The following is a 25,892-nucleotide window of genomic DNA, read 5'->3' on the forward strand; positions in this document are numbered from 1 at the left end:
TGATTGTAACCGCCGCATGCATGCGGCAATTCTTGCAGTGTCGACCCGGGCGGTCCTGTCGGACCGCGAGAGGTCGGGATTACTGCGCGACCTTCGGCCGCTTGCCCTTCGGGCTCGCCTGTCGGCTCGTGAGCTCGCTGGCGCTCGGTTCGAACCCTCGAAGAGGCTATAAAAACCCCTTACTCCCTTAGCAGGGGAGCGCCTTCAGCCACTCGGCCACCTCTCCTTAAACCTGATTGTAGCCGCCGCATGCATGCGGCAATTCCTAGGATTATTGACCCGGGTCAGCATTGTAACGCAAGCTTTCTCGCGCTGCTGTCGACCGGAGCGCGAAAGGATAGCGGCAAATGGCTTTCGGGTAAACCCCGGCGCGTTCGGATTTTCGCGCTAGAATACTTTTTCTTTGAGCCGTATTCGCAAGGAGAATTTGTGGAAGGCAATGGCAAGGCGGCGCCGAAGCGTTCGACGCGCAGCATCGATTTTTTCAGGGGCTTCCTGCGCTCTCCCGAGCAGGTCGGATCGATCATTCCCAGTTCGCGGTTTCTCGAACGCCGGATTATCAATACGTCCGGTGTCGCGTCCGCGCGCACCGTGGTTGAGCTGGGGCCGGGCACCGGCGGCACGACCCGCGCCATTCTCGCCGCACTGCCCGACGATGCGCGTTTGCTGACCATCGAGCTCGATCCTCAGTTCTCCTCGATCCTCGAGGGGATCGGCGATTCCCGCCTGATTCCGCATACGGGCAGTGCCGCGGACATGGCCGACATTCTCGCCGAGCACGGGCTGGACGCGCCGGACGTGGTCATCTCCGGGATTCCGTTCTCCACCATGCCGCGCGAGATCGGGCTGGCCATCATCGCGGCGATTCGCGACAACCTGGCTCCGGGCGGACGCTTCGTCGCGTACCAGTTCCGCGGTGCGGTCGGACGCCTGGGCAAGGAAATCATGGGCGAGCCGGACGTGGAGATGGAGGTGCTCAATATCCCGCCGATGCGCTTTTATACCTGGCAAACCGAGGCTTCAGGCGACCGGTGACGGCAGGCTGAGCACGGCGCTGGCGATCGAGAAGTAGATCAGGATCCCGCCGACGTCGGCCACCGAGGTGATCAGCGGGGTGCTGGCGGTGGCCGGATCCAGGTTCAGGCGCTGCAGCAGGAAGGGCAGCAGCACGCCGATCATGCCGCCCATGATGACCACCGCGAACATCGACAGGCCGACCACCAGGGCCAGTTCCTGGCCGATTTCTGTCCCGCCCCGCCAGGCGCCGATGAGCGCGACCGCGCTTGCCATGGTCAGGCCAAGCATCACGGCTACAGACAACTCCTTGCCCCACATTTTCAGCCAGTCCGTGGCGGCGACGTCTCCGGTTGCCAGGGCGCGCACCATCAGCGTGGCGGACTGGCTTCCGGCGTTACCGCTTCCGGCGATGATCATCGGCAGGAAGAACACCAGGCCGATCACCGCTTCGATCGACTGCTCGTAGAAGGAGATGGCCAGGCCGCTGAACAGGTTGACGATGACCAGCACCATCAGCCAGCCGATTCGCTTGCGGTAGAGAAAGGTCGGACTGGCCTCGCGCATCGAAATGTTCAGCCGTCCGCTGCCGCCGAACTTGTGGAAGTCCTCGGTAATTTCGGCCTCGGCCACGTCCATGATGTCGTCGACCGTCACGATGCCGAGCAGAACGCCCCCGCGGTCGGTCACGGGCAGGGTGCTGATGTCGTAGTGCTGGATGGTCTGGACGGCTTGCTCGCGGTCGGCGTCGGCCTCGATGTGGATGACATCGTCGTCCATCAGGACCTCGACGCGGGCATCCTGCCGGGCCAGGATGAAGTCTTTCAGGCGGATGGCGTCGAGCAGTTTGCCGCCCTTGTCGGTGACGAACACATAGTTGACGGTTTCGCCCCGGTGCGCCTCGTGCCGGATATGGTCGAGCGCCCGGTTCACGCTCCACTCGGGGCGGACCGATACATAACGCGTGGTCATCAATCGCCCGACCGACTCCTCCGGGTAGCCGAGAAGCTTCAGCGACTGATTGAGGTCGTCCGGGCCGAGCAGCTTGAGAAATCCCTCGAGTTCGGACGGGGCCAGGCTCTCGAGGAAGGCCGTGCGGTCGTCGGGCACGAGTTCGCGCAGGATGGTTCGGGCCTGATCGGGCTCGAGGTCGCTGATGACCTGTTGCTGGATGCCGTGGCTGAGGTAGGAGAACGCGCCCGCGCGTCGTTCCCGGGGCAGTGCGAGCAGCACTCGAAGCTGAGTGTCCGCGGGCATCTTCGACATCGCCCCGGCGATGTCCTGCACGGCCATTTCCTCGAGCTTGTCCGACATCTCGCGCTCGCGGCCGAGCCTGTACAGGGTGAGCAGTTCGACGCTTGCGCCCTTGTCCGACATGGCTCGAGTCCCTCTGTGTGCGGTGGCTTCCTGTGGTGGGCGTGCGAGCCAGGTGAAACCACTCGCTGCCCGGGCAATCGGCGCTTTCGCGAGTATATCGGCGGCCGTTTCGCTGTCAAGCAGTCGGTTGGCGCCAGTGCTTGCTCGTGAGCCGGTGGCGGGTATACAATAGCCGGCTTGTCCGCGAGGCGGGCATCCCTTGCTCCACGGCGACTGCCCGTCAGTCCGTCCGGGGGCTTTGCAGGCCGGGGCGAGCGCCCCGGACTTGGAAATCCACGAGGAGTCGAAAATGCGACATTACGAAATCGTTCTCCTGGTCCACCCGGACCAGAGCGAACAAGTGAACGGTATGCTCGAGCGCTACCGCAGCCTGGTCGAGGAAAAAGGCGGCAGCGTCCACCGCAGCGAAGACTGGGGTCGCCTTCAGCTGGCCTTTACCATCGCCAAGCTGCACAAGGCGCACTACCTGATGCTCAACATCGAGTGCGATGCCGAGACCCTGGCCGAACTCGAGAGCATCTTCAAGTTCAATGACGCCATCCTGCGTCACCTCATCGTGCGCAAGGACAAGGCCGAGACCGAGCCTTCGGTCATGCTCAAGCGCAAGGAAAGCAAGGACGAGCGTGAGAGCAGCGCCCGTCGCGAACGCGCCGACAGCAGCGTTGACGACAAGGATGACGACGACGATTCCGAAGATGGTTCCGAAGGCGATTCCGAAGCTGATTCCAAAGATGATTCCGACGATGACGACTCGGACAATGCTTCGGACGACAACGATGATCAGCAAGACGATCAGCAAAAGGTGGAGGGCTGACCGATGGCACGATTCATGAGAAGACGCAAGTACTGCCGTTTCACGGCCGAAGGAATCGAGGAAGTCGATTACAAGGACGTGGAACTGCTCAAGGATTTCGTCGGTGAGACCGGCAAGATCGTCCCGAGCCGCATCACCGGCACCAAGGCGCGTTTCCAGCGTCAGCTGAGTACGGCGATCAAGCGGGCCCGCTACCTGGCCCTGCTGCCTTACTCCGACAACCACTGATCGCTCGAGGTGACGTCATGAAGCTGATTCTGCTTGAAAATATCTATAACCTGGGCGAGCTCGGCGACACGGTGAACGTGAAAGCCGGCTATGGCCGAAACTTCCTCCTGCCGCGTGGCCTGGCCGTGCCGGCGACGCGCGACAACGTCGAGAAGTTCGAAGCCCGTCGCGAGGAACTGCAGCGCCAGGCCAACGAACGCCTCGCAGCCTCGGAAGCGCGCAAGGAAGCCATCGATGCGCTCGACGAAGTGCGCTTCGAAGTGCCGGTCAGCCCGGAAGGCCGCCTGTACGGCTCGATCAACCCCCACGAGATCGCGGGCAAGCTCACCGAAATGGGCTACCCGGTCGAGAAGTCCGAGGTCGACATGCCGGAAGGGCCGATTCGCGAGCCCGGCGAGTTCACCGTTGGCCTGATCCTGCACGCCGACGTCCAGACCGAGCTCAAGGTCACGATCGTCGCTGCCGAAAGCTGATCGTCCGCGCCCGGCCGGCTAGTGGGCCATGCGGCCCACTAGGCCGGGCGCAATCCTTCCGAAGGGCATCGAAGCGACCGGACGCCGGCGCAGCGGGCCCGCCGGTCGCTTTGGACGGTCCGCTGGCTCCCGGCGATTGGTCAAGCGCGTCGTAACGGGTCTATACTGAGCGGCCTGTCCCAAAGCAATCGTTCCGGCAGCAAAGAGCAGTGGCAGAACCCCGCATATCCACCCTGAGCAACGTCAAGGCGCCGCCGCACTCCAACGAGGCGGAGCAGTCGCTGCTGGGCGCCCTGATGCTGGGCCCGGACGTCTGGGACCGGGTGGCCGACCAGGTCGACGAGGTCGATTTCTACCGCGAAAACCACCGCCTGATCTTTCGCGCCATCTCGGAGCTGGCCAACGACGGGCAGCCCTGCGACGCGATCACCGTCACCGAGTGGTTCTCGCGCCACGGCAAGCTCGAGAAGGTCGATTCCGGCGCCTACCTCACCATGCTGGCCAACGAAACGCCCGGCCCGGCGAATGCCTCCGGCTACGCGCAGATCGTGCGCGAGAAGTCGATATTGCGCCAGCTCATCCAGATCGGTACCGAAATCGCCGACAACGCGCTGCAGACGGCCGGCCGCAATTCCAAGGAAGTGCTCGAGGAGGCCGAGCAGCGGATCTACGCGATCGCCGACCAGGGGGCGCACAGCAGCTCCGGCTATGTCAGCGTGCGGGAAGTCATGGGCAACGCCATGGACCTGTTGCACGAGCTGCAGCAGAACGAAGGCGACCTGACGGGCGTGCCGACCGGGTTCAGCGAACTCGACCAGCGCACCTCGGGGCTGCAGGACACCGACCTGATCATCGTCGCCGGCCGCCCGTCGATGGGGAAAACCTCGTTCGCCATGAACATCGCCGAGCGCGCGGCCATCCGGCACAAGGTGCCGGTCGCGGTCTTTTCAATGGAAATGTCCGACACCCAGCTGGTCATGCGCCTGTTCTCCTCGCTCGGGCAGATCAACCAGGAGCGCCTGCGCACCGGCCGGCTCGAGGGGCAGGACTGGGTCAACCTGCGCTCGGCCATGACCCTGCTCAAGGGCGCCAATATCTTCATCGACCAGACGCCGTCGCTCACGCCCACGGACATGCGTGCGCGCGCCCGGCGCATGAAGCGGGAACACGACATCGGCCTGATCATGGTCGACTACCTGCAGCTGATGAAAGTGCACGGCAGCGCCGAGAACCGCACCAACGAGATCAGCGAGATCTCGCGCAGCCTCAAGGCCCTGGCCAAGGAGCTGAGCGTTCCGGTCATCGCGCTCTCCCAGCTCAACCGTGCCCTGGAGCAGCGCCCCGACAAGCGTCCCAAGATGGCTGACCTGCGTGAATCCGGCGCCATCGAACAGGATGCCGACCTGATCCTGTTCATCTATCGTGACGAGGTCTACAACGAGGACTCGCCCGACAAGGGCACGGCCGAGATCATCATCGGCAAGCACCGCAACGGCGCGACCGGGAGCTTCAAGCTGTCCTTCCAGGGCGAGTTCGTGCGTTTCCGCGACTTCACCCCCGACCACTACGGTCAGGACGGCTGAGCGCATTCCCGCGCCCGATGGCCCGCAATACCATCGCCCAGATCGACCCGGCCGCGATCGCCCACAACCTCGAGCGGGTGCGGGCCCATGCCCCCGACAGCCGGGTAATGGCCGTGGTCAAGGCCGACGCCTACGGCCACCGGATCGATCTTTGCCTGCCTGCCCTCGAGACGGCCGACATGCTGGCGGTGGCCACGATCGAGGAAGCGCGCGCGATCCGTCGCCTGGGCAATGGTCTGCCGGTGCTGCTGCTCGAGGGCGTGAGCGATCACGGCGACCTGGCGGTTGCCGCCGACCTCGGCCTGGAGCTGACCGTTCACCACCCGCATCAGCTGCAGGCACTCGAGCGTTTCGGGCGCTCGCCGGCCGCCCGGCTGTGGCTCAAGATCGACACCGGTATGCACCGACTCGGCGTGCCCGTGGAAGCGGCCCCCGACATGCATCGCCGCTTGCGGGCATTGCCGGGTGTCGAGCAGGTCAACCTGGTCAGCCACTTCGCCTGCGCCGAGGAGCCTTCGCATCCGCTCAACGCGCTGCAGCTCGAGCGCTTCCGACGTGCGACCAAAGGCCTCGAAGGCGAACGCTGCCTGGCCAATTCCGCCGGCCTGATCAACCTGCCCGAGTCGCGCCTGGAGTGGGTGCGTGCCGGCCTGGTGCTCTACGGGATCTCGCCGCTGCCGGGCCGACCCGGCCCGGAGCTGGGGCTCGAGCCGGCCATGACGCTGAGCGCCGAGTTGATGGCGGTCAACCGCGTACCGCGCGGCGAGAGCATCGGCTACGGTGCGCGCTTCACCGCGGACGCTGACATGCGCGTGGGCGTGGCCAGCATCGGCTACGGCGACGGCTATCCGCGCAGCATGGCCGACGGCGCCCCGGTCCTCGTCAACGGCCGGGCCTGCCGGATCTGCGGTCGTGTCTCGATGGACATGATCACCATCGATCTGGCTGCCTGCCCCGATGCCAGCGTGGGTGACGAGGTCGTGCTGTGGGGTCGGGGGCTGCCCATCGAGACGGTCGCCGAGTCGGCCGGGACGATTCCCTACGAGCTGGTTTGCCGGATTACCCGCCGCGTGCGCTTTCGCAGTCGCCCGGTTGTCGGCAGCGGCGGGCTTCGTGCGGTAAAATGACCGGTCCTTTCAACTTCATGAGCGACTGATGGCGGGCAAGCTCTACATCCAGACCCACGGCTGCCAGATGAACGAGTACGACTCGGAGAAGATGGCCGACGTGCTTGCGGCTTCGCACGGCCTGGAATTGACCGACAGCGCGGACGAGGCCGATGTCATCCTGATCAACACCTGCTCGATTCGCGAGAAGGCGCAGGAAAAGGTCTTTTCGCAGCTGGGGCGCTGGCGGCCGCTGAAAGCGACGCGGCCCGACGTTGTCATCGGGGTCGCCGGCTGCGTGGCCAGCCAGGAAGGCGAAAACATCGTCAAGCGCTCGCCCTTCGTCGACATGGTGTTCGGCCCGCAGACCATCCATCGCCTGCCGGGCATGCTCGACAGCGTTCGCGGCAACGGCCGGCCGGCGATCGACATCTCCTTTCCCGAGATCGAGAAGTTCGACCACCTGCCCAGCCCCGGAAAGAAGGGCGGCAGCGCTTTCGTGTCGATCATGGAAGGCTGCTCCAAGTACTGTTCGTTCTGCGTCGTGCCCTACACGCGCGGCGAGGAGGTCAGCCGCCCGCTCGACGACGTTATCGCCGAGGTCGCCGAACTGGCCGCGCAGGGCGTGATCGAGGTCAACCTGCTCGGCCAGAACGTCAACGCCTACCGCGGGCCGATGCACGACGGCGGCACCGCCGACCTGGCGCTTCTGATTCGCTACATCGATCACATCCCCGGCATCGAGCGCATCCGGTTCACCACCTCGCATCCGGTGGAGTTCTCCGACAGCCTGGTCGAAGCCTTTGCCGACGTTCCCAGGCTGGCCAACTACCTGCACCTGCCGGTCCAGTCCGGCTCCGACCGCGTGCTGTCGTTGATGAAGCGCGGCCATACCATTCTCGAGTACAAGCAGAAGATGCGCCGTCTGCGCGAGGTCCGGCCGGATATCGCGCTGAGTTCGGATTTCATCGTCGGATTCCCCGGCGAAACCGAGCGCGACTTCCAGCAAACGCTCGACCTGGTCCGGGATCTCGAGTTCGACCAGAGCTTCAGTTTCATCTACTCGGCCCGGCCGGGCACGCCGGCGGCTTCGTTTCCCGACAATGTGTCGCTGGAAGAGAAGAAGGAACGGCTCAAGCGCCTGCAGGACCAGCTCAACCACCAGGCCCGCGCGTATTCCGAGGCCATGGTCGGCTCGCGCCAGCGCGTCGTCGTCGAAGGAACCAGCCGCAAGCAGGCCAATGAACTGGCCGGACGGACCGAGAACAACCGGGTGGTCAATTTCCCCGGCCCGCCGGAACTGGTCGGCCGAATGGTCGACGTCGTCGTCACCGAGGCCCTGGCCAACTCCTTGCGCGGCCGCCTCGACAGTACCCAGGAAGCGGTAGCCTAGATGTCAGCGGCTCCGGAAACGGCCGTCACGCTCGAGCTCGAGCCGGTCGACAACGAACGCCTGGCCAATCTCTGCGGTCATCTCGACGAGCACATCAGCTTGATCGAAAAACGCCTGGGCGTTGCGGTCGCCGCGCGCGGCAACCTGTTCAGCATCGAGGGCGAGGCCGACGCGGTGCGTGCAGCGCGACGGGTGCTGCGCCAGCTCTACCGGCAGTCGGAGGGCGAGATTCTCAGTCCCGCGGCGGTCAACCTGCAGCTGCAGCAGTCCGGCCTGGACGAGCCCGAGAACGACGAGATCGAGGTGGGCATCCGCACCCGGCGGGGCCTGATCCGGGGGCGCGGGCCCAACCAGAAGCGCTATCTCAAGCGCATCGGCGAGTCCGACGTCAATTTCGGCGTCGGCCCGGCGGGTACCGGCAAGACCTTCCTGGCCGTGGCCTGCGCCGTCGACGCGCTGGAATCCGACCGGGTGCAGCGCATCGTGCTGGTGCGCCCGGCGGTCGAGGCCGGCGAGCGCCTGGGTTTCCTGCCCGGCGACCTGGCTCAGAAGGTCGACCCCTACCTGCGGCCGCTGCACGACGCGCTTTACGAGATGCTGGGCTTCGAGAAGGCCGCGCGGCTGACCGAGCGCAACGTCATCGAGGTCGCACCCCTGGCCTACATGCGCGGGCGCACGCTCAACGACGCGTTCGTCATCCTCGACGAGGCGCAGAACACCACGTCCGAGCAGATGAAGATGTTTCTTACGCGCATCGGCTTCGGCTCCAAGGCGGTCATCACCGGCGACCTCACGCAGATCGACCTGCCGCCGAAGGTCAATTCCGGCCTGCGCCAGGCCGTCGGCCTGTTGAAGGAAGTGGAGGGCGTGAGCACGACCTTCTTCGATGCCCGCGACGTGGTGCGTCATCCCATCGTGCGTCGCATCGTCGAGGCTTACGAGAGCGCCGATGAACGCAGCGATTGAACCGGCCGAACCCGGCCTGTCCATTCAGCGCGAAAGCGAGTCCGAGTCCCTGCCGGACGACGAGGACATACGCCGCCTGGCCGCACCGGCGCTTGCCGACCTGGACAACCCGGTGCTGAACCTGCGTATCGTCGACGAGCCCGAGGGCCGTGCCCTGAACCGGCGCTGGCGCGAGCGCGACTACGCCACGAATGTCCTGAGCTTTCCCGCCGACCTGCCCGCGGGCACCGGCTTCGAGTTGCTCGGCGACATCGTCATCTGCGCGCCGGTGGTCTTACGCGAGGCGGCCGAGCAGGGCAAGCCGGTTCGAAATCACTTTGCGCACCTGCTGATTCACGGTATCTTGCATCTGCGCGGACATGACCACATCTTGGACGAACAGGCCGAGCTCATGGAGTCGCGCGAAATCCGGCTGCTGGCCGACCTGGGCATCGGCAACCCCTATCTGACCTACGAGTACTGACGTGATGCCTGCTGTCGTTTCGAGCGCCCGGCCGGTATCCTTCCCGATATGAACGACGAATCCACTGACAGTTCGAACGGTAGTAGCAGCGCCAGCTCGCGAGGCTGGCTGGAAAGAATCGGTCGCGCATTCGGCAGCGAGCCCCGCAATCGCGAGGACCTGGTCGGATTGCTGCGCGACGTCAGCGAGGGCGGACTGATCGAGCCCGACACCCTGGCCATGCTCGAGGGTGCGCTGGAGGTCGACGAACTCCAGGTTCGCGACGTCATGATTCCGCGCTCGCACATGGTCGTCATTCCCGACGGCACGCCGCTCGACGAGGTGTTGCCGATCATCATCGAATCCGGCCATTCGCGTTTCCCGGTGGTGGGCGAGGATCGCGACCAGATCAAGGGCATCCTGCTGGCCAAGGACCTGCTCAAGCTGGTTGCCAACGGTGGCGAGATCGGCTTGTCGGACCTGTTGCGATCGCCCGTCATCATTCCCGAATCCAAGCGGCTCAACGTCTTGCTGCGCGAGTTCCGCATCAGCAAGAATCACATGGCGATCGTCGTCGACGAGTACGGCGGCGTGTCGGGCCTGATCACCATCGAGGATGTTCTCGAGGAGATCGTCGGCGACATCGACGACGAGCACGATGCCGATGCGGTCCAGGATATCCAGCGCCTGGAAGAGGGCAAGTTCCTGGTTCAGGCGCTCACCGCCATCGATGACTTCAACGAGGCCTTCGAGACGGAATTCAGTGATTCCGAGTACGACACCATCGGCGGCCTGGTGGTGGCCGAGTTCGGGCGCCTGCCCGAGGCCGGGGAGTCGGTCGAGATCGACGGCTGTACTTTCGTGGTCACCAGCGCCGACGATCGCCGCCTGCACGCCATGGAAGTCATGACCGGCTGAACTACCTCGCTTCGACGCGGTCGGTCTCCAGAAACCTTCCCGCCCAGACGGCGATGACGCGCGCGGCATAGGCGGCGTCCTCGGCCCGGCTGAGCAGGTGGTCGGCCGGATCGAGGCTGACGAAGCTCTTGGGGTGTTTCGCGGCGGCGAATATCCGCTGCGCGTGGTCGATCGAGACGGTCTTGTCGAGCGGCGAGTGCAGCACCAGGAGGGCGCGCCCGAGGTCGCCGAGCCGCTGCTCCAGGTCATGACTGCGGGCGTCGTCGACAAAGTCGCGGCGGATGCGGAACGTGCGGCCGGCCAGCTCCACTTCGGCGCTGCCGTTGTCTTCGATTTCCTCGAGCTGATCGTCGAAGTGCTTGAGTACGTTGGTCGGGCTCGAGGGTGCGGCCACCGTGGCCACGGCCCGCACGCTGTCGAGTCGTTCGGCCACGGCGAGCACGGCGGCGCCGCCCAGCGAGTGGCCCACCAGAAGCTGCGGAGGCTCGAGCTTCTCTGACAGGTATCGCGCCGCATCCTCGAGATCGTCGAGGTTGCTCGAGAAGGTCGTGTCCGCGAACTCGCCTTCGCTTTCGCCCAGGCCGGTAAAGTCGAATCGCAGGACGGCGAAGCCCGCTTCGGCGAGGGCGCGGGTGATCTCGCGCGCGGCGCGAACGTCCCGGCCGCAGGTAAAACAGTGGGCGAACAAGGCGGTCGCGCGGTAGCGGTCACCCGGCGGCATCTCGAGCGTCCCCGTCAGGCTCATGCCGTCGCGGTTGGTGAATCGGATTCGGGACATGTCCGTGGTGGCTCCTGTCTGAGTTTCCGCCGCAGTATGGGGCACAATGAGCGTTTTCGCGATACGGGATTTCCGAGTCATGAAAGGACGATTCGCAGCCGCGCTTCGGCTGTTGCTGGTGCTGGCCGCGCTCGGCTTTCTGGCGCTTCCGGCCCAGGCTCGTGAAGCCTGGCTGGTGACCTACGGCCCTGGCCAGGAGGTCTGGGAGCGTTTCGGTCACAACGCCATCTGGCTGCGTGACGCCGAGCTGGGCCTCGACCACGTCTACAGTTTCGGCTACTTCGAGATGGATCGGCCCGGCTTTCACCTCGATTTCGCGCGGGGAATCATGAAGTACTTCGGTTCGGCCGCGTCGCCCGAGGAGGAGTTCGCTTTCTACCGGATGCGCGACCGATCCATCCGGATCCAGAAGCTCGCGCTCGACGACGCCCGGATCGGCCAACTGCATGAACTGCTGCACGAGAACATCTTTCCGATTCCCCAGTACTACGACTACGACTACTTCTTCGCCAACTGCTCGACCTGGCTGCGCGACCTGATCGATCGCGTGGTCGACGGACAGGTCCGCGCACAACTCGAGGAGCAGCCCGCGCGGCTCGGTTTTCGCGACCATATCCGCCGCTACAACGAAAGCCGGCTGGAACTGCACGCCGGCCTGATGCTGTTGCTGGGACCGATGATCGATCGACCGCGCACGGCCTGGGAGGAAGGCTTTGTTCCCGAGGCGCTGGCCGACTGGATGGGAACCGTGAGCGTCGACGGCGAGCCGCTGGTCGGCGAGTCGGAAACGCTCTACGCCTCGAGCCGACACGATGCGCCGGCCGAGCCGTCCCTGCAGTGGTGGTCCTACGGCCTGGTATCGCTGCTGGCGGCCTTGCTGGTGGCCGTGGCGCTCCGGTTCGATCCGGGCTTCTGGCCCATGCTGCCCTGGCGCGTGGCGGTTCTGGCAACCGGCCTGGGCGGCGTGATCGTTCTGCTGATGTGGTTCGCCAGCGGGCACGAGGTCATCGACGGCAACCGGGTGGTGCTCATGCTCAATCCGCTCTGGCTACTCATGCTGCTGCCCTTGCCGCGGCCGGCGCGAACGGGTTTGTGGTGGTTGCTCGCGGCCGCGGCCTTGGTCGGGGCCTTGCTGCTCGCCTGGCCCGGCAGTCCGCAGTACCGGCCGCAGCTCGTGTTCGGCCTGCTGCCACTGCTCGCCGCCATGCTCTGGATCGCCCGCGTGCGCCCGGCTTACAGGCGAAGGGTACGGTCGTAGCGGGGCAATTGCTCCGGCTCGTGGCTGATCATCACCACGGTTCGGCCCTGCAGCCAGCGTTCGAGGCTCGATGACAGTTCCGCGGCCGTTTGCCGGTCCAGGCCGGTGGTGGGCTCGTCGAGGATCACCAGCGGTGGGTCGACGAGCATCAGGCGCGCCAGTCCGACCCGTCGCAGTTCGCCACTCGAAAGGCTGGCGCCGGCTTCGTCGAGCCAGGTGTCCAGGCCCTCTTCCAGTGTCTCGAACCAATCGCCAAGTCCGGCAGCGCGCAGGGCCCGTTCCAGTTCGGCCGGGCCGGCGCCGGGCGCGGCCACGCGCAGGTTGGCCGCCAGCGTGTCGGCGAACAGGACGGGTTGCTGGGGCAGGTAGCCGATGTGGCGGCGCAGGGCATCGGGCTGGATGTCGCGCAGGTCCAGGCCGTCGAGTCGAATGTGGCCCGCGTCGGGCTCGACCTGTCGCATCAGCAGCAAGGCCAGGGTGGTCTTGCCGCACCCGCTTGCGCCCGTGATCAGCAGTCGCTCGCCGCGGGCGATTTCGAGGTCGAGACCCTGAACGACCGGCCGCGGGTTTTCCGGCCAGCCGAAGCGGAGGTTCTCGATCGACCAGGCGCCGCCGTCGCGGCGCGGAACGGCCTCGCCGGTGGCCGCCAGAAGGGGCCGGCGAGCGGCCAGTTCGCCGACGCGCTCGGCGGCCAGACGGGTGCGCGTGAGCTGGCGCCAGGCCGAGGGCAGGGCCTGCCAGACCTCGATCAGTCCCAGGGTAACGATGACGGCCATCACGGCCACCGGGCCGGAGAACTGGCCGCGGGAGACACCGAGCAGGCCCAGATAAAGCATGAGCCACACCGCGCCCAGGCCGGCCAAGGTGATCAGGCCGCGGCCGAGGGCGTCGATGCGGTCGAGGGTCAGCTGGAAGCCGATCTGCCGGGTCGACAGGCGCTCGAGCGTGGCGCGCCGATCCGACACGCGTCGTTCGGCGACCAGGGACTTGAGGCCTTCCAGGCTCTCGACGCAGTGGCGCCGCAGTGCCGGTTCGGAGCGTGACCGGGCTCGCCCGGGCGCCCGTCCGGCTCGACCGAGCGACGCGGCAACGGCCGTGCCGGCAAGCCCCAGCCCGGCAATCACCAGCGCCGCCGGGGTCGAAGCGAGCAGGAACACGGCGAGTGCGCTGCCCAGGGTCGCGAGCGCCGCGGTCAGGATGGGCCCGGCGACGCCCGAGTAGAGATGGTCGAGCGACTCGACGTCGCGCGTGAAGCGGTCCAGGGTGTCGCCGCGCTGGAGACGCCTGAGCTGCAGTTCGTCGAGCCCGAGAAGTCGCTCGAGCAGGCGCAGGCGAATTGCGGCGAGCAAACCGAGGGTGGCGCGGTGGGTGGCCATGCGCTCGCCGTAGCGGGCGAGGGTGCGGGTGATGGCGGCCATGCGAATGCCGCCGCCCGGCGTGAAGATGTCGAGGGCGGCGAGCATCCCCAGGCCGGTCATGGCGCTGGCGGTGATCAGCCAGCCCGAAAGTCCGAGCAGCACGAGCGCGGCGGCGCTCGAGACCAGCATCAGCACGATGCCCAGTGCCAGCCAGCGCCATTGCTGTCGCCATGCCGCGGCAATCAGGCGATTGATCTTCATCGTCCCGGCTCCGTGATGGTTCCGCCTTCGAGCTCGAGGATGCGATCGGCCCAGGCTTCGGCCAGTGGATCGTGGCTGGCGCAGATCACCGTCGGCCCGTCCTGCCCGGAAATCTCAGCCAGGGTCCGCCACAGCGATTGCGCCGTGTCGGCATCCAGGCTGGCCGTCGGTTCGTCGAGCAGCAGCAGCGGCCGCGGGCGCAGCAGGGCGCGGGCCAGGAGGACGCGCCGTGCCTGGCCGCCGGAAAGACCTTCGCCCGAGGCGCGAATCGGCGTCGCCGTGCCCCGGGGCAGGGTCGCGATCCATTCGTTCAGGCCGGCGGCCGTGGTGGCCGCGGCCAGGGCCTGGTCGTCGGCATCGGGCCGGGACAGTCGGATGTTGTCGGCCAGGCTGGCGTCGAACAGCCCGCCGCCCTGGCCCATCCAGGCGCGCAGCCGCACGAGATCCTGCGAGCCGATGCGTTGCAGATCCAAGCCGTCGATGCGGATGCGGCCGGCATCGGGAACCAGGAATCCGGCGAGCAGATCGAGCAGGGTGGACTTGCCGCTGCCGCTGGCCCCGCGAATGAGCACGCGCTGCCCGGGCATGATCTCGAAGCCGGCACCGGCGAGTACCGCGCCGCGTCCCGGGCGCTCGATGCAGAGCCCGTCGGCTTCGACCCGGCAGGCCCGGCCAGGCGTGATCTCGGCCGGCTCGAGCGGTTCGGGCCGGGCCGGCGGTGCCGCGAGGACTTCGCCGATCGAGGCCGCCGCGGCCAGTCCGTCGGCGCGGTCGTGCCAGGCCTGCGAGAGCTGTCGCAGCGGCTGGAAGAACTCCGGCGCCAGAAGCAGCACGAACAGGCCGCTGTGCAGGGTCAGCGCGGGGGCGGGCCCGAACTGGATGTAGCCGAGCAGGCCGAGGCCGACGTAGATGGCCACCGCGGCAATCGCCACGGCACTGAAGAATTCGAGCACCGCGGTTGAAAGAAAAGCCACGCGCAGGACCGCCAGCGTGCGGCGTCGAAAGTCGTCGATCAGTTCGCCCAGGCGCGCCAGCTCCTGCCTTTCGCTGCCGAATCGGCGGATGGTGTCGAGCCCGCGCAGGCGGTCGAGGAACACGCCGCCGAGTCGGCCGAGTTCGCGCTGCTGATCGCGGCTGGCCTGCTCGGCGCCCCAGCCGACGAGCACCATGAAAAACGGGATCAGGGGGGCGGCCAGGGCCAGGAACAGGCCCGCCAGCCAGTCCTGCCACAGCACCGCCAGCAGTAGCGCCGGAACGAGCACGGCCGCGGTGATCGCCTGCGGCAGAAAGCGACCGTACCAGCGTTCGAGCAGGTCGACCTGTTCGACCAGCAGGGTCGACAGCGTCCCGGCGCCGCGACGCGCGGCATAAGCGGGGCCGCGGTCGGCGATATGCTCGAACAGTTGTGGTCGTATCTCGCGCTGGACGCTTGCTGCAGCCGAGGCAGACAGCGCGCCCCTGAGTGTTTCCATGCCGGCGCGTGCGACGAATACCGCCAGCAGCAGGAACAGCGGCAAGCCCAGGTCGCCGGGCGCGTCGTTGCCGGCGATTACCGCGTGGACGACGCCGGCCAGCAGCCAGGCCTGGGCGACGATCAAGCCGGCCTGGACCAGCGACAGGGTGAGCAGGACGGCGCGCAAGCCCCGGGGCTCGCGCGCGGCCAGCCAGCGGACCTGTTGGCGCATGTCGAAGCCGACGCGGCCGATCAGTGTCCGGCGTAGCCTTCACCGGGGCGGATCTTGCCGCGGAATACCCAGTAGGACCAGGCGGTGTAGCCGATGATGACCGGCAGCAGGAACAATACGCCCAGCAGCAGGAACAGCTGGCTGCCCGGGTCGGAAGCGGCATCCCAGAAGGTGTGCTCCGGCGGCACCGCGTAGGGCCACATCGAGGCCAGCAGGCCGAAGTAGAACAGCGCGAACAGGATCATGGAACCGATGAAGGGCGTGGCGTCGGAACGCTGACGGAGCTTGCGCAGAATCCACGCGGCAGCGATGACCGTCAACACCGGAAACGTCCACAGCGGCGAGACCTGGTCGAACCAGCGCCCGCGCACGTGCTCACTGGCCAGCGGCGTCCAGATGCTGACCAGGATGAAAAAGCCCATCACCACCGCGAGCAGCCAGGGCGCGACGCGGTAGGCCCATTCGCGGGTCGGTCCTTCGGTCTTGAGGATGGCCCAGGTCACGCCCAGCAGGGCATAGCCTGCGACTACGCCCAGCCCGGTCATGATCGTGAACGGCGTCAGCCAGTCGAAGGCGCCACCGACGTAGGAGAAACCTTCGACCTCGAAGCCCTGGATGTAGGCGCCCACGACGGCCCCCTGGGCGAAGGCCGCGATGGTCGAGCCGATCGAGAAGGAGCGATCCCACCAGTGACGGTTGTTGCTGGCCTTGAAGCGAAACTCGAACGCCACACCGCGAAAGATCAGACCGGCCAGCAGCAGGAACACGCCAATGTAGAGCGCCGGCAGGAACACCGCGTAGACCATCGGGAAGGCCGCCAGCAGACCGGCGCCGCCGAGGACCAGCCAGGTTTCGTTGCCGTCCCAGATCGGGGCGACCGAGTTCATCAGGTCGTCGCGCGCCTGGTCGCTCGGCGCAAAGGGAAAGAGAATGCCGACGCCGAGGTCGAAGCCGTCCAACAGGACGTACATGAACACGCCGATGCCGATGATGAAGATCCAGATCAGGGTCAGGTCAAACAGTTCCATGATGTCAGCTCCTTCCTTCCGCCAAGGGCTTGTCCGAATCTTCGCTAACGGCCGACCACGGTCGCTTGGCGTGGGCCGAGTCGATCTCGCCTACTTCGGGTTCGGGCGCGGGGCCGGTCAGGATCACCCGCCGCAGGTAGGTCACGCCGGCGGTGAAGACGATGGCATAGACGGCAACGTAGCCCAGCAGGGTTGCCAGCACCATCCAGCCGCTCAGCGACGGGGTGACGGCGTCGCTGGCGCGCATCACCCCGTAGATGATCCAGGGCTGCCGGCCGACTTCGGTCACGAACCAGCCGGCCAGCACCGCGACGAAGGGGAGCGGGATCATCCACGAGATCACGCGCAGCAGGCGCGGGGCGTGTTCGAGCCGGCCGCGAAGCACCTGCACCGCGCCGATCACGGCCACGCCGATGAAGATGATGCCCAGGGCGACCATGATGCGGAAGCTCCAGAACACGATGCCCACGGGTGGCCGGTCCTCGGGCGGTACCGATTTGAGTCCGGTGACTTCACCGTCGAAGCTGTGGGTGAGAATCAGGCTGCCCAGGTAAGGGATGCCGATCTCGAAATGGTTCTTCTCGGCGCTGGAGTCGGGAATCGCGAACAGGATCAGTGGTGCGCCCTGCTTGGTTTCCCAGTGGCCTTCCATGGCCGCCACCTTGACCGGCTGGTGCTCGAAGCTGTTGAGTCCGTGCAGGTCGCCGACCACCAGTTGCAGCGGTGTCGCCACGGCCAGCATCAGCAGGCTCATTTTCAGGGCGGTCAGGCTGCTGTTGCGGTGGCGGCCCTTGAGCAGGTACCAGGCGCTGACGCCGGCAACCACGAACCCGCCCGTGATGAACGAAGCCAGGCCCATGTGGGCGAAGCGATACGGCAGCGAGGAATTGAAGATGGCCTCGCTCCAGGAAGTGACCTTCATGGCGCCGTCGATGAACTCGACACCCGCGGGTGTCTGCATCCAGCTGTTGGCCGCCAGGATCCAGAAGCTGGAAATGAAGGTGCCGAAAGCGACCATGCAGGCGGCGAAAAGGTGGGCGCCGGGCGGAACCTTGTTGCGGCCGAACAGCAGCACGCCCAGGAAAGTGGCTTCCAGAAAGAAAGCGGTGACCACTTCATAACTCAGGATCGGACCGAGGAAGTTGGCCGCCTGGTAGGAGAAGGTGCTCCAGTTGGTGCCGAACTGGAAGGACATGACGATCCCGGAGACCACGCCCATGCCGAACACCAGGGCGAAAACCTTGGTCCAGAACTGCGACAGGCGCAGGTAGACCGGACGCTCCGTTCGGTAGAAGAGGCCCTCGAGAACCGCGATGTAAGACGCCAGGCCGATCGTGAAGACCGGAAAGATGGCGTGGAATGACACCACGAAGGCAAACTGGATTCTGGATAGCAGAAGGGGGTCCAGTTCCATGATCCTGATCTCCTTTGCCGGCTTGTGACCTGTGTATTATAAAACACTAATATAATTCATGGGTAATGAATTTAATCGCTGCGTGACGTCGTCCGAAACTCGGCCGAAGTGTGCGCAATATAGCTAACGGATCGTGACCACGATGTGGCGGCGATGGGATCTGTAGCGGTGCTCCCACAGAAAGATGCCCTGCCAGGTGCCCAGGGCCAGCCGGCCGGCAGCTACGGGGATGGTGAGGTCGGTATGGGTCAGTGCCAGGCGCACGTGGGCAGCCATGTCGTCGTCGCCCTCGGCCCTGTGCCGGAAGCGTTCGTCGCCGTCGGGCACCAGGTCGGCGAAGAAGGTCTCGAGGTCGCGCTGAACGTCGGGATCGGCGTTCTCGTTGATCAGCAGCGAGGCCGAGGTGTGCTTGAGGAATACATGGCACAGGCCGGCCTCGATCCCGCTGGCGGCCACTTCGCGGGCGATGCGGTCGGAGATGTCGAGGGTGTTCCGGCCCTGTGTTTCGATGATGAGCTCGGTCTGGTGCATGACGGTCAGTGTGCCTGGGAAGTCAGTTCGGCCAGCAACTCGGCCTGGTGGGTTTCGACCAGCGGATCGATGACGGCGTCGAGCTCGCCGTCGACGATCTTGTCCAGGTCGTAGAGGGTCAACCCGATGCGGTGGTCGGTCACCCGGCCTTGCGGAAAGTTGTAGGTCCGGATCCTTTCCGAGCGGTCGCCGGAGCCGACCTGGAGCTTGCGCTCGGCCGCGCGCTCGTCCTTCTGCTGCTGGACCTGTGCCTCGTACAGGCGGGCAGCGAGCAGGCTCATGGCGCGGGCCCGGTTCTTGTGCTGCGAGCGCTCGTCCTGGCACTCCACGACGATGCCGGTGGGCAAGTGCGTGATGCGAATGGCCGAGTCGGTGGTGTTGACGTGCTGCCCGCCGGCGCCGGAAGAGCGATAGGTGTCCACGCGCAGGTCGTTGGGATCGACGTCGATCGCTTCGACGTCGTCGACCTCGGGCAGGATGGCCACGGTGCAGGCCGAGGTGTGAATGCGGCCCTGCGACTCGGTTTCGGGCACGCGCTGGACGCGATGCACGCCGGACTCGAACTTGAGCCTCGACCAGGCGCCCTTGCCGATGACGCGTGCGATCGCCTCGCGATAGCCGCCGGCTTCGTTTTCCTGGGCCGACATGATTTCCACCTTCCAGCCGCGTCGCTCGGCATAGCGGGTGTACATGCGCAGCAGGTCGCCGGCAAAGATGCCCGCTTCCTGCCCGCCGGTGCCGGCGCGGATTTCCAGGAAGATATTGCGCTCGTCGTTGGGATCGCGCGGCAGCAGAAGTGTTTGCAGCTGGGCCTCGAGCGATTCGGTCTCGGACTCGAGCGACTCGAGCTCGTCGCGTGCGAGTTGGCGCATTTCGCCGTCGCTGCCCTCGAGCATTTCGCGCGCCTCGCTGATCGCGGCTTCGTTGTCGCGATAGCGCTGCCAGACCTGGATGACCGGTTCGAGTTCGGCGTATTCGCGGGACAGATGTTCGAACCGGTGGCGGTCGCCGATCACCTCGGGACTGGCGAGCAGGTGCTCGATCTCCTCGAATCGTTCGCCGGCTTCGGCCAGCCGCTGGCGCATGCCTTCGTTCATGAGTTCTCTTCGGTGAAGTAGAAGCGGGCCGCCGCCAGCAGCTCCTCGTCGCCGGCCTCGGCCGCCTGCCGCAGGCGGATGCTGGGGCCGTGCAGCAGGCGGTTGGTCAGTCGATGCGACAGCCGCCGCATGACGTCCTCGGGCTTGCCGCCCCGCTCGAGCTCCTGGCGAGCGCGCTCGAGCAGTTCGTCGCGCTCGTCGTGGGCGCGCTGGCGCAGGGTCTTGAGCGTGGTCGAGGTTGCCTGCAGGCGCAGCCAGCGTTCGAAACTCGCCACCTCGGATTCGACGATGGCGTTGGCCTGTTGCAGGGCGGCGTGGCGCTGCTCCTGCGCCGACTCCACGATGGCCCTCAGGTCGTCGATGGTATACAGGTAGAGATCGTTGAGACGACTGCTGTCGGCCGAAATATTGCGCGGCACCGACAGATCGAGCGCGAACATCGGTTGTTGCCGGCGCTTGCGCAGTGCATCCCGGAACATCGGCCGATCGATGATGGCCCTGGGGCTGGCCGTGCACGCAACCACCAGGTCGCTCTCCTCGAGTAATTGCGGCAGCACGTCGAGCGTTGCCGAGCGCGCGCCGAATCGTTCGGCCAGCCGATTCGCGCGCTCGGCGCTGCGGTTGGCGATGGTCAGGGTGTTCATGCCGCTGGCGTGAAAGTGTGTCGCGCAGTCCTCGATCATCTCGCCGGCGCCGATCAGCAGCACGCGCAGCGAATCCACGCTTCCGAAGATCTGTCGCGCCAGCCGCAGGGCGGCGAAGGGCAGGGTGACCGGATCCCGGCCGATACCGGTTTCGTTGCGAACCCGCTTGGCCGCGGCGAAGGCGTGCTGGAACATGCGGTCGAGCCGACTGTCCAGAGTGTTGGTGGACTGGGCGAGCTGCCAGGCCTGCTTGGCCTGACCGGCAACCTGGGGCTCGCCGATGATCATCGAATCCATACCCGAGATGACCTTGATCAGGTGATACGTGCAGGCGGAATGTTCGAGCTGGTAGATGTGTTCCCGGAACTGGCCGGGCGCCAGGCCGTGCCATTGGTGCAACCAATCCATGACGCCGCGCGTGATAGCCTGTTCGGACGACACGTACAGCTCGGTCCGGTTGCAGGTGCTCAGAATGCTGCAACCTTCCACGCCTGGAACTGCCGAAAGCGAAGCAAGCGCTTCCGGCAACGATTCAGCCGCGAATGCCAGCCGCTCGCGAATGCTGATCGGCGCGGTCTGGTGGCTGATTCCCAGGGTCAATAACGACATGCAGGACTGGTTCATGGACAAACAGACAATTTTCCTACCCGCGGCCCGGCAGATCAAGCGAGCCATTCTGGCCGGCGGTCTCTGCCTGTTGCTTGGGGCCTGCGCGACGGGCGGTCAAGACCAGGGCGAGGCGTCCGAAGGGGAATCGCAGTCCTCCGAGTCCGAAGCGAGCTTTCACATCGCCACAGCCGAGCGCCTGGTCGACGTCGGGGAATACGAATCGGCCCTCGAGGAATACCTGGCCGCGGCGCGTGTTTCCAGCGACCCGCAAATTGCGCAGATGGTCACCCAGCTGGCTGCGCGACTGGAGAACTGGTCGACGGCCGTTTCGGCCGCAGAGCGCTGGATCGAACTGGATCAGGAAGCCGACTCGGCGTATCACGTGGCCATTATAGCCCGGGTGAACCAGGGCCGGACCGAGGAAGCGGCAGAGACATTGTCCGGGTGGCTGGATCGGCAAAGCAGCCCGGACGCGGCGCGATGGTGGCGCCGGGGCGCGATGTTGCTGGCCGCCACCCGTAATGACGAGGTGGCGCGCGATGTCTTCGATCGGCTCGTCGAAGCGCGTGGTGACGATGCACCGGCCGGCGAGATCGCTCACGCCGAGAGCATCCTTGTGTGGCGCCAGGAGCGGGCCGAGGAAGCCCTGCAGCTTGCGCTCGAGGGCGCCAGGCTCAGCGACGATCCCGACCACCTGGTCTGGGCGGCACAGCTGGCCGTCGACGGCGAGGACCTGGAGCAGGCGCTGTCGCTGTATCGACGCGCGCGCGAGAGCGAGCCGGAAGATGTCACGACGGCGCTGGCGGAAGCGGAGGTGCTGCGGCAACTCGAACGGGACGATGCCGCGCTCGAGCTGCTGCGTTCGCTGCCCGCAGACAGCGAGACGCTCTACACCCTGGGAACCTACCTGGTTCGCCTCGATCGGCAAACGCAGGCCGAACAGGTCTGGAAGGACCTGCGCGACCTGCCACAGGACCGTCGTCGTGACGCCCATCCCTTTCTCGTCGCGCAGTTGGCCGAACTGGTCGGACGCGACGAGGCGGCGCTGGACTGGTACCGGAAAGTCTCCGATCCCGCGCGGCTCGACCAGTCGAAACTGCGTCGGGCGGCGATTCTCGGGCGGCTGGGCCGAATCGACGACTCGCGCGCGCTCCTTGCCGAGCTGCGCGAGGGCGATGACGATGCCCTGGCGCTCGACACCTGGCTGATCGAGGCCGAACTGCTTCGCAGCAACGGTCGCGCCAGTGAATCGATCGAATTGCTCGGCCAGCCGCTGGCCGACAACCCGGGCAACACCGACCTGCTGTACGCCCGGGCGCTGAGCGCTGCCTCGGCCGGCAACGTCGACCTGGCCGAGCAGGACCTGCGTCGGATCATTCAGATCGACGGCAGTAACGCCATGGCGCTCAACGCGCTGGGCTACACGCTGACCGACCTGACCGATCGTCACGAGGAAGCCTATCGACTGATCAAGCGCGCGCTGGAACTCGATTCCGACGACCCCGCGACACTGGATTCCATGGGCTGGGTGCTCTACCGCCTGGGCCGGGGCGACGAAGCCGTGGACTACCTGCGCCGCGCGCTGGAGGGCGACGAAAATCCCGAGATCATGGCCCACCTGATCGAAGTGCTCGATCATGTCGGGCGAGGCGATGAAGCGGACGAACTGGCCGAGCAGGCGTTCGCCGACTACCCCGACGACGACTACCTTCGCGCCACGCTCGAGCGCCTGGAACGCCTGCCATGAGACCCGCCCCGGCGGCGCTGGCGCGAGTCGCGATCCTGCTTGCCGCCGGCCTGCTGCTGGTCGCCTGCGCCGGGCGCGAGCAGCGCCCGGCCGGCGCCTGGCTGGACGAGCGCGAGGCCTGGTTCGACGACCATCCGAACTGGAACATTTCGGGCCGCCTCGGCCTGCACGATGGCGAGCGCGGCGGGTCGCTGGGCTTTACCTGGCGTGCCGAGGGCGAAGAACACCGAATCCACCTGCGCACCTCCGCCGGGGGGCAGCAGTGGCGACTCCGGTTCTCACCCGGGCGAGCCGTGCTCGAGGGCAGCGAAGTCGGCCGCCTGACCGGGGACGACCCCGATCCACTGGTCGAGGAGGCGATCGGCTGGCCGATTCCGGTCCATGCCCTGTCGTGGTGGATTCGCGGCCTCCTGCCACCCGGCGGCGGCGATCTGCGATTTGCCGATGACGGCACGCTCGCCGGCGTGAACGGCCCGGTCTGGACGCTCGATTACCAGCACTTCAAATCCTACGAGGGACGACTGCTGCCCACGCGGATGGAGGGACGCTCCGGCGATTACCGCGTCCGGTTTCTCATTGCGGATTGGCGCTTCGGGGTCGAAGCGCGCTGAAAAATCGTTATAATGCCCGCCATCGCGACCGGTGCTGCTGACCGGTTCACCGGCATATACAGTTTCGCTCTGCAGGGACGTCGCCAAGTTGGTTAAGGCACGGGGTTTTGATCCCCGCATTCGCAGGTTCGAGTCCTGCCGTCCCTGCCATTTTCTCCAGTCAAATGGGGTGTTTTCTTGAGTCATCCGTCTTTGATGGTATTTGCCGGGAACGCGAACCCGGAACTCGCCCAGGCCATCGCTGAAAATCTGGGTGTACCCATGGGGCGCGCCAACGTCGGTCAGTTCAGCGACGGCGAGGTCATGGTCGAGATCATGGAGAATGTCCGCGGACGCGACATTTACCTGATCCAGCCGACCTGCCAGCCCACGGCGGAGAATTTCATGGAGTTGCTGGTGATGATCGATGCGCTCAAGCGCGCGTCGGCCTACCGGGTGACTTCGATCATTCCCTACTTCGGATATGCCCGCCAGGATCGTCGCCCGCGCTCGTCGCGTGTGCCCATCACGGCCAAGGTGGCCGCCCGCATGATCTCGGTCGCCGGTACCGACCGGGTCGTGACCGTCGACCTGCACGCCGACCAGATCCAGGGTTTCTTCGACGTCCCCGTCGACAATGTCTACGCATCGCCGCTGACCCTGGCCGACATCTGGAAGCACTACACCTCCGATGAAATCATCGTCGTCTCACCCGACGTCGGCGGGGTCGTGCGCGCCCGGGCCATCGCCAAGCGCCTCGACTGCGAGCTGGCCATCATCGACAAGCGTCGCCCGCGCGCCAACGAGGCGACCGTGATGAACCTCATCGGCGATGTCGAAGGCAAGATCTGCGTGCTCGTCGACGACATGATCGATACCGCCGGCACGCTTTGCTCGGCCGCCGGCGCCCTCAAGGACAAGGGCGCGGTGAAGGTCGTGGCCTACTGCGTCCACCCGGTTCTGTCGGGCAAGGCGATCGACAACATCAACGCCTCGCGCCTCGACGAGATCGTCGTCACCGACACCATCCCACTGAGCCAGGCCGCCCGCGACACCGGTCGCATCCGCCAGCTCTCGGTCGCCCAGATGCTGGCCGAAACCATCCGCCGCATGGCTGAAGGCGAGTCGGTCAGTTCCCTTTACGTCGATTAATTGGCCGCATGGCCCACTAGCTATAGCCAATCTGTACGGCAATGACCATTGCCACCGCCGCGGCCGCCAGCAGTTTCAGGATCAACGGAAAGATGAAGCGGAACCAGCGGTCGTAGGGGATGCCCGCCAGGCCCAGGATGCCCATCAGGACCGGGTTGGTCGGGACGATCATGTTCATGAACCCGTCGCCGAACTGGTAGGCGAGCACCGATACCTGGCGCGAGATTCCCACCAGGTCGCCGATCGGTGCCATCAGCGGCATGGTCAGGTAGGCCTGGCCGCTGCCCGACGACACGAAGATATTCATCACGCTCTGGATCCCGAGCATGCCGACGGCCGACAGTTCCGCCGGCAGGCCGATCAGGGGCGAGGCCATGGCGTTGACGATCGTGTGCAGCACCTGGCCATCCTCGAGGATCAGCGCGATGGACTTGGCGAAGCCGATCAGGATGGCCGTGCCGGCCAGTTCGGAGGCACCGAAGGAGAATGTCTTGGCCAGGTCGTCGAATGACATGCGGTCGATCAGGGCCACGGCGATCGCCAGGGCGATGAACATCGCGCCCAGTTCCACCAGGTACCAGCCCTGCGCCACGATGCCGTAGACCAGGATGGCCAGCGCGACGGCGGTGGTCCCCAGGATCGCCTGGCGGCGGCGGGTCATCGCCGGCATCTCGCTTTCCGCCGGCGGTTGAGCCGACTCGATGCCGTGGACCAGGCTCGCTTCCGGGTTGGCCTGGACCTTGCGCGCGTAGGACCACACGTGGTGGATGCCGATGGCGAGGAAGGGCCAGAAAATGATCGACCGGTACAGGATGCCGGATCCGGGCTGGAGTTCGGCGATGTCCTGGGCAATGAAAAGCGTAAACGGGTTGAGGATGGCGGCCCCGTAGCCAACGCAGTAGCCGACCACCATGATGCCGATGGCCGCGACCGTATCCATGCGCATGGCCACGCACAATGAGATCAGGATGGCTGCCAGGGGGATGTACTCTTCGGCCATGCCGAGCGTGGCGGATGCGGCCGCGAACAGGAACACGCCCAGTGAGATGAGCCAGAAGGCGTTGTTGCCGAAGCGCTGGATGACCGACCCGAGGAATGCCTCGATGGCCCCGGTTCGGCGAATCACCGCCAGCGCGCCGCCGATGAGCAGCACGAAGAAGATGATGCCCTGCACATCGGCCATGGCCCTGGGCACCGCCGTGAAAAGGTGCCAGGGCGGCAAGATCTCGGCGTCCTCGATCAGCCCGAATGTTCCCGGCTGGACGACTTCACGACCGCTGTCGTTGGTAACCGTCTCGAAACTGCCCGCCGGCAGCACCCAGGTCAGCACCAGTGCGACGATCATCATGATGAACATCAGCACCAGCGTGTGCGGCATCCGCAGCGTCTTGGTCATCCGTTTGTTCTCCCTCTAAAACACCATTTT

At 65.9% G+C, this 25,892-nt stretch carries 23 protein-coding genes, 1 tRNA gene and 1 pseudogene; 15 read left to right on the plus strand and 10 right to left on the minus strand.

The window, feature by feature from the left end:
* Positions 1-249 precede the first annotated feature (249 nt).
* On the plus strand, positions 250-1,035 hold the full coding sequence (locus tag ACDC67_RS02990) for a class I SAM-dependent methyltransferase (protein WP_376690445.1): 786 nt from the start codon (positions 250-252) through the stop codon (positions 1,033-1,035).
* Here the strand turns inward: ACDC67_RS02990 and mgtE are convergent.
* Positions 1,021-2,391, minus strand: coding sequence for a magnesium transporter (gene mgtE / locus ACDC67_RS02995; protein WP_376690446.1), 1,371 nt, complete (start codon positions 2,389-2,391; stop codon positions 1,021-1,023). The two genes, ACDC67_RS02990 and mgtE, sit on opposite strands and share 15 nt — an antisense overlap.
* A 289-nt stretch (positions 2,392-2,680) precedes the next feature.
* On the opposite strand from mgtE, the pseudogene rpsF reads away from it, so the two are divergent.
* The 9 genes and pseudogenes from rpsF to ACDC67_RS03040 form a co-directional block, all read left to right on the plus strand.
* A pseudogene (gene rpsF, locus ACDC67_RS03000) lies at positions 2,681-3,079 on the plus strand (30S ribosomal protein S6); the annotation flags it as partial.
* 129 nt (positions 3,080-3,208) lie between these two features.
* Positions 3,209-3,433: a 30S ribosomal protein S18 gene (rpsR, locus tag ACDC67_RS03005; protein ID WP_376690448.1), complete on the plus strand. Its 225-nt coding sequence runs from the start codon at positions 3,209-3,211 to the stop codon at positions 3,431-3,433.
* A 17-nt stretch (positions 3,434-3,450) separates the two neighbouring features.
* Positions 3,451-3,906 carry a 50S ribosomal protein L9 gene (rplI, locus tag ACDC67_RS03010; RefSeq protein WP_376690450.1) on the plus strand — a complete coding sequence of 152 codons (456 nt, stop codon included), beginning with the start codon at positions 3,451-3,453 and terminating at the stop codon, positions 3,904-3,906.
* A 209-nt stretch (positions 3,907-4,115) separates the two neighbouring features.
* A complete protein-coding gene (gene dnaB / locus ACDC67_RS03015; RefSeq protein ID WP_376690452.1) occupies positions 4,116-5,489 on the plus strand; it encodes a replicative DNA helicase in 1,374 nt (457 codons plus the stop codon).
* A 17-nt stretch (positions 5,490-5,506) separates the two neighbouring features.
* Positions 5,507-6,616, plus strand: a complete 1,110-nt coding sequence (alr, locus tag ACDC67_RS03020) for an alanine racemase (RefSeq protein ID WP_376690454.1) — start codon at positions 5,507-5,509, stop codon at positions 6,614-6,616.
* 28 nt (positions 6,617-6,644) lie between these two features.
* On the plus strand, positions 6,645-7,988 hold the full coding sequence (gene miaB / locus ACDC67_RS03025) for a tRNA (N6-isopentenyl adenosine(37)-C2)-methylthiotransferase MiaB (RefSeq protein WP_376690456.1): 1,344 nt from the start codon (positions 6,645-6,647) through the stop codon (positions 7,986-7,988).
* A complete protein-coding gene (locus ACDC67_RS03030) occupies positions 7,989-8,954 on the plus strand; it encodes a PhoH family protein (protein WP_376690458.1) in 966 nt (321 codons plus the stop codon).
* Positions 8,938-9,417 (plus strand): rRNA maturation RNase YbeY, encoded by a 480-nt coding sequence (ybeY, locus tag ACDC67_RS03035; RefSeq protein WP_376690460.1) that lies wholly within the window; start codon positions 8,938-8,940, stop codon positions 9,415-9,417. Before ACDC67_RS03030 ends, ybeY begins: the two co-directional genes overlap by 17 nt.
* Before the next feature lie 48 nt (positions 9,418-9,465).
* Positions 9,466-10,314: an HlyC/CorC family transporter gene (locus ACDC67_RS03040; RefSeq protein WP_376690462.1), complete on the plus strand. Its 849-nt coding sequence runs from the start codon at positions 9,466-9,468 to the stop codon at positions 10,312-10,314.
* A 1-nt stretch (position 10,315) separates the two neighbouring features.
* On the opposite strand, the gene ACDC67_RS03045 is transcribed toward ACDC67_RS03040, so the two are convergent.
* On the minus strand, positions 10,316-11,092 hold the full coding sequence (locus ACDC67_RS03045) for an alpha/beta hydrolase family protein (protein ID WP_376690463.1): 777 nt from the start codon (positions 11,090-11,092) through the stop codon (positions 10,316-10,318).
* A 79-nt stretch (positions 11,093-11,171) separates the two neighbouring features.
* On the opposite strand from ACDC67_RS03045, the gene ACDC67_RS03050 reads away from it, so the two are divergent.
* Positions 11,172-12,350, plus strand: coding sequence for a lipoprotein N-acyltransferase Lnb domain-containing protein (locus ACDC67_RS03050; protein WP_376690465.1), 1,179 nt, complete (start codon positions 11,172-11,174; stop codon positions 12,348-12,350).
* Here ACDC67_RS03050 and cydC read toward each other — a convergent pair.
* The 7 genes from cydC to hemA form a co-directional block, all read right to left on the minus strand.
* Positions 12,326-13,969 (minus strand): thiol reductant ABC exporter subunit CydC, encoded by a 1,644-nt coding sequence (gene cydC / locus ACDC67_RS03055; RefSeq protein ID WP_376690467.1) that lies wholly within the window; start codon positions 13,967-13,969, stop codon positions 12,326-12,328. The genes ACDC67_RS03050 and cydC overlap by 25 nt on opposite strands.
* Positions 13,966-15,654 (minus strand): thiol reductant ABC exporter subunit CydD, encoded by a 1,689-nt coding sequence (cydD, locus tag ACDC67_RS03060; protein WP_376690469.1) that lies wholly within the window; start codon positions 15,652-15,654, stop codon positions 13,966-13,968. The genes cydC and cydD overlap by 4 nt, the downstream gene beginning before the upstream one ends.
* Before the next feature lie 20 nt (positions 15,655-15,674).
* Positions 15,675-16,682: a cytochrome d ubiquinol oxidase subunit II gene (gene cydB, locus ACDC67_RS03065; protein ID WP_376690471.1), complete on the minus strand. Its 1,008-nt coding sequence runs from the start codon at positions 16,680-16,682 to the stop codon at positions 15,675-15,677.
* A 4-nt stretch (positions 16,683-16,686) separates the two neighbouring features.
* Positions 16,687-18,096: a cytochrome ubiquinol oxidase subunit I gene (locus tag ACDC67_RS03070; RefSeq protein WP_376690472.1), complete on the minus strand. Its 1,410-nt coding sequence runs from the start codon at positions 18,094-18,096 to the stop codon at positions 16,687-16,689.
* Between the two features lie 123 nt (positions 18,097-18,219).
* Positions 18,220-18,627: a secondary thiamine-phosphate synthase enzyme YjbQ gene (locus tag ACDC67_RS03075; protein WP_376690473.1), complete on the minus strand. Its 408-nt coding sequence runs from the start codon at positions 18,625-18,627 to the stop codon at positions 18,220-18,222.
* Between the two features lie 5 nt (positions 18,628-18,632).
* Positions 18,633-19,724, minus strand: coding sequence for a peptide chain release factor 1 (prfA, locus tag ACDC67_RS03080; protein WP_376690475.1), 1,092 nt, complete (start codon positions 19,722-19,724; stop codon positions 18,633-18,635).
* A complete protein-coding gene (gene hemA, locus ACDC67_RS03085) occupies positions 19,721-20,977 on the minus strand; it encodes a glutamyl-tRNA reductase (RefSeq protein WP_376690477.1) in 1,257 nt (418 codons plus the stop codon). Before hemA ends, prfA begins: the two co-directional genes overlap by 4 nt.
* Before the next feature lie 13 nt (positions 20,978-20,990).
* Here hemA and ACDC67_RS03090 point away from each other — a divergent pair, with 13 nt between their 5' ends.
* The 4 genes from ACDC67_RS03090 (at position 20,991) to ACDC67_RS03105 (ending at position 24,466) form a co-directional block, all read left to right on the plus strand.
* Positions 20,991-22,724 (plus strand): tetratricopeptide repeat protein, encoded by a 1,734-nt coding sequence (locus tag ACDC67_RS03090; protein ID WP_376690478.1) that lies wholly within the window; start codon positions 20,991-20,993, stop codon positions 22,722-22,724.
* Positions 22,721-23,335 carry a lipoprotein insertase outer membrane protein LolB gene (gene lolB, locus ACDC67_RS03095; RefSeq protein ID WP_376690479.1) on the plus strand — a complete coding sequence of 205 codons (615 nt, stop codon included), beginning with the start codon at positions 22,721-22,723 and terminating at the stop codon, positions 23,333-23,335. The genes ACDC67_RS03090 and lolB overlap by 4 nt, the downstream gene beginning before the upstream one ends.
* Positions 23,336-23,408: 73 nt before the next feature.
* Positions 23,409-23,485: transfer RNA gene (locus ACDC67_RS03100), tRNA-Gln, on the plus strand.
* Between the two features lie 45 nt (positions 23,486-23,530).
* Complete coding sequence (locus ACDC67_RS03105; protein WP_376690481.1) at positions 23,531-24,466, plus strand: ribose-phosphate diphosphokinase; 936 nt, start codon at positions 23,531-23,533, stop codon at positions 24,464-24,466.
* A gap of 16 nt (positions 24,467-24,482) precedes the next feature.
* On the opposite strand, the gene ACDC67_RS03110 is transcribed toward ACDC67_RS03105, so the two are convergent.
* Positions 24,483-25,862, minus strand: coding sequence for a YfcC family protein (locus ACDC67_RS03110; RefSeq protein ID WP_376690483.1), 1,380 nt, complete (start codon positions 25,860-25,862; stop codon positions 24,483-24,485).
* Between the last annotated feature and the right edge of the window lie 30 nt (positions 25,863-25,892).

It is taken from the genome of Wenzhouxiangella indolica (genome assembly GCF_042310355.1).
GTDB lineage: Bacteria > Pseudomonadota > Gammaproteobacteria > Xanthomonadales > Wenzhouxiangellaceae > Wenzhouxiangella.

Excerpts from the sequence above, each read along its gene's own strand:
- ACDC67_RS02990 (WP_376690445.1), top strand. The coding sequence starts at position 250 with ATGCATGCGGCAATTCCTAGGATTATTGACCCGGGTCAGCATTGTAAC.
- mgtE (WP_376690446.1), bottom strand. The coding sequence starts at position 2,391 with ATGTCGGACAAGGGCGCAAGCGTCGAACTGCTCACCCTGTACAGGCTC.
- rpsR (WP_376690448.1), top strand. The coding sequence starts at position 3,209 with ATGGCACGATTCATGAGAAGACGCAAGTACTGCCGTTTCACGGCCGAA.
- rplI (WP_376690450.1), top strand. The coding sequence starts at position 3,451 with ATGAAGCTGATTCTGCTTGAAAATATCTATAACCTGGGCGAGCTCGGC.
- alr (WP_376690454.1), top strand. The coding sequence starts at position 5,507 with ATGGCCCGCAATACCATCGCCCAGATCGACCCGGCCGCGATCGCCCAC.
- miaB (WP_376690456.1), top strand. The coding sequence starts at position 6,645 with ATGGCGGGCAAGCTCTACATCCAGACCCACGGCTGCCAGATGAACGAG.
- ACDC67_RS03030 (WP_376690458.1), top strand. The coding sequence starts at position 7,989 with ATGTCAGCGGCTCCGGAAACGGCCGTCACGCTCGAGCTCGAGCCGGTC.
- ybeY (WP_376690460.1), top strand. The coding sequence starts at position 8,938 with ATGAACGCAGCGATTGAACCGGCCGAACCCGGCCTGTCCATTCAGCGC.
- ACDC67_RS03040 (WP_376690462.1), top strand. The coding sequence starts at position 9,466 with ATGAACGACGAATCCACTGACAGTTCGAACGGTAGTAGCAGCGCCAGC.
- ACDC67_RS03045 (WP_376690463.1), bottom strand. The coding sequence starts at position 11,092 with ATGTCCCGAATCCGATTCACCAACCGCGACGGCATGAGCCTGACGGGG.
- ACDC67_RS03050 (WP_376690465.1), top strand. The coding sequence starts at position 11,172 with ATGAAAGGACGATTCGCAGCCGCGCTTCGGCTGTTGCTGGTGCTGGCC.
- cydC (WP_376690467.1), bottom strand. The coding sequence starts at position 13,969 with ATGAAGATCAATCGCCTGATTGCCGCGGCATGGCGACAGCAATGGCGC.
- cydD (WP_376690469.1), bottom strand. The coding sequence starts at position 15,654 with ATGCGCCAACAGGTCCGCTGGCTGGCCGCGCGCGAGCCCCGGGGCTTG.
- cydB (WP_376690471.1), bottom strand. The coding sequence starts at position 16,682 with ATGGAACTGTTTGACCTGACCCTGATCTGGATCTTCATCATCGGCATC.
- ACDC67_RS03070 (WP_376690472.1), bottom strand. The coding sequence starts at position 18,096 with ATGGAACTGGACCCCCTTCTGCTATCCAGAATCCAGTTTGCCTTCGTG.
- ACDC67_RS03075 (WP_376690473.1), bottom strand. The coding sequence starts at position 18,627 with ATGCACCAGACCGAGCTCATCATCGAAACACAGGGCCGGAACACCCTC.
- prfA (WP_376690475.1), bottom strand. The coding sequence starts at position 19,724 with ATGAACGAAGGCATGCGCCAGCGGCTGGCCGAAGCCGGCGAACGATTC.
- hemA (WP_376690477.1), bottom strand. The coding sequence starts at position 20,977 with ATGTCGTTATTGACCCTGGGAATCAGCCACCAGACCGCGCCGATCAGC.
- ACDC67_RS03090 (WP_376690478.1), top strand. The coding sequence starts at position 20,991 with ATGGACAAACAGACAATTTTCCTACCCGCGGCCCGGCAGATCAAGCGA.
- lolB (WP_376690479.1), top strand. The coding sequence starts at position 22,721 with ATGAGACCCGCCCCGGCGGCGCTGGCGCGAGTCGCGATCCTGCTTGCC.
- ACDC67_RS03105 (WP_376690481.1), top strand. The coding sequence starts at position 23,531 with ATGGTATTTGCCGGGAACGCGAACCCGGAACTCGCCCAGGCCATCGCT.
- ACDC67_RS03110 (WP_376690483.1), bottom strand. The coding sequence starts at position 25,862 with ATGACCAAGACGCTGCGGATGCCGCACACGCTGGTGCTGATGTTCATC.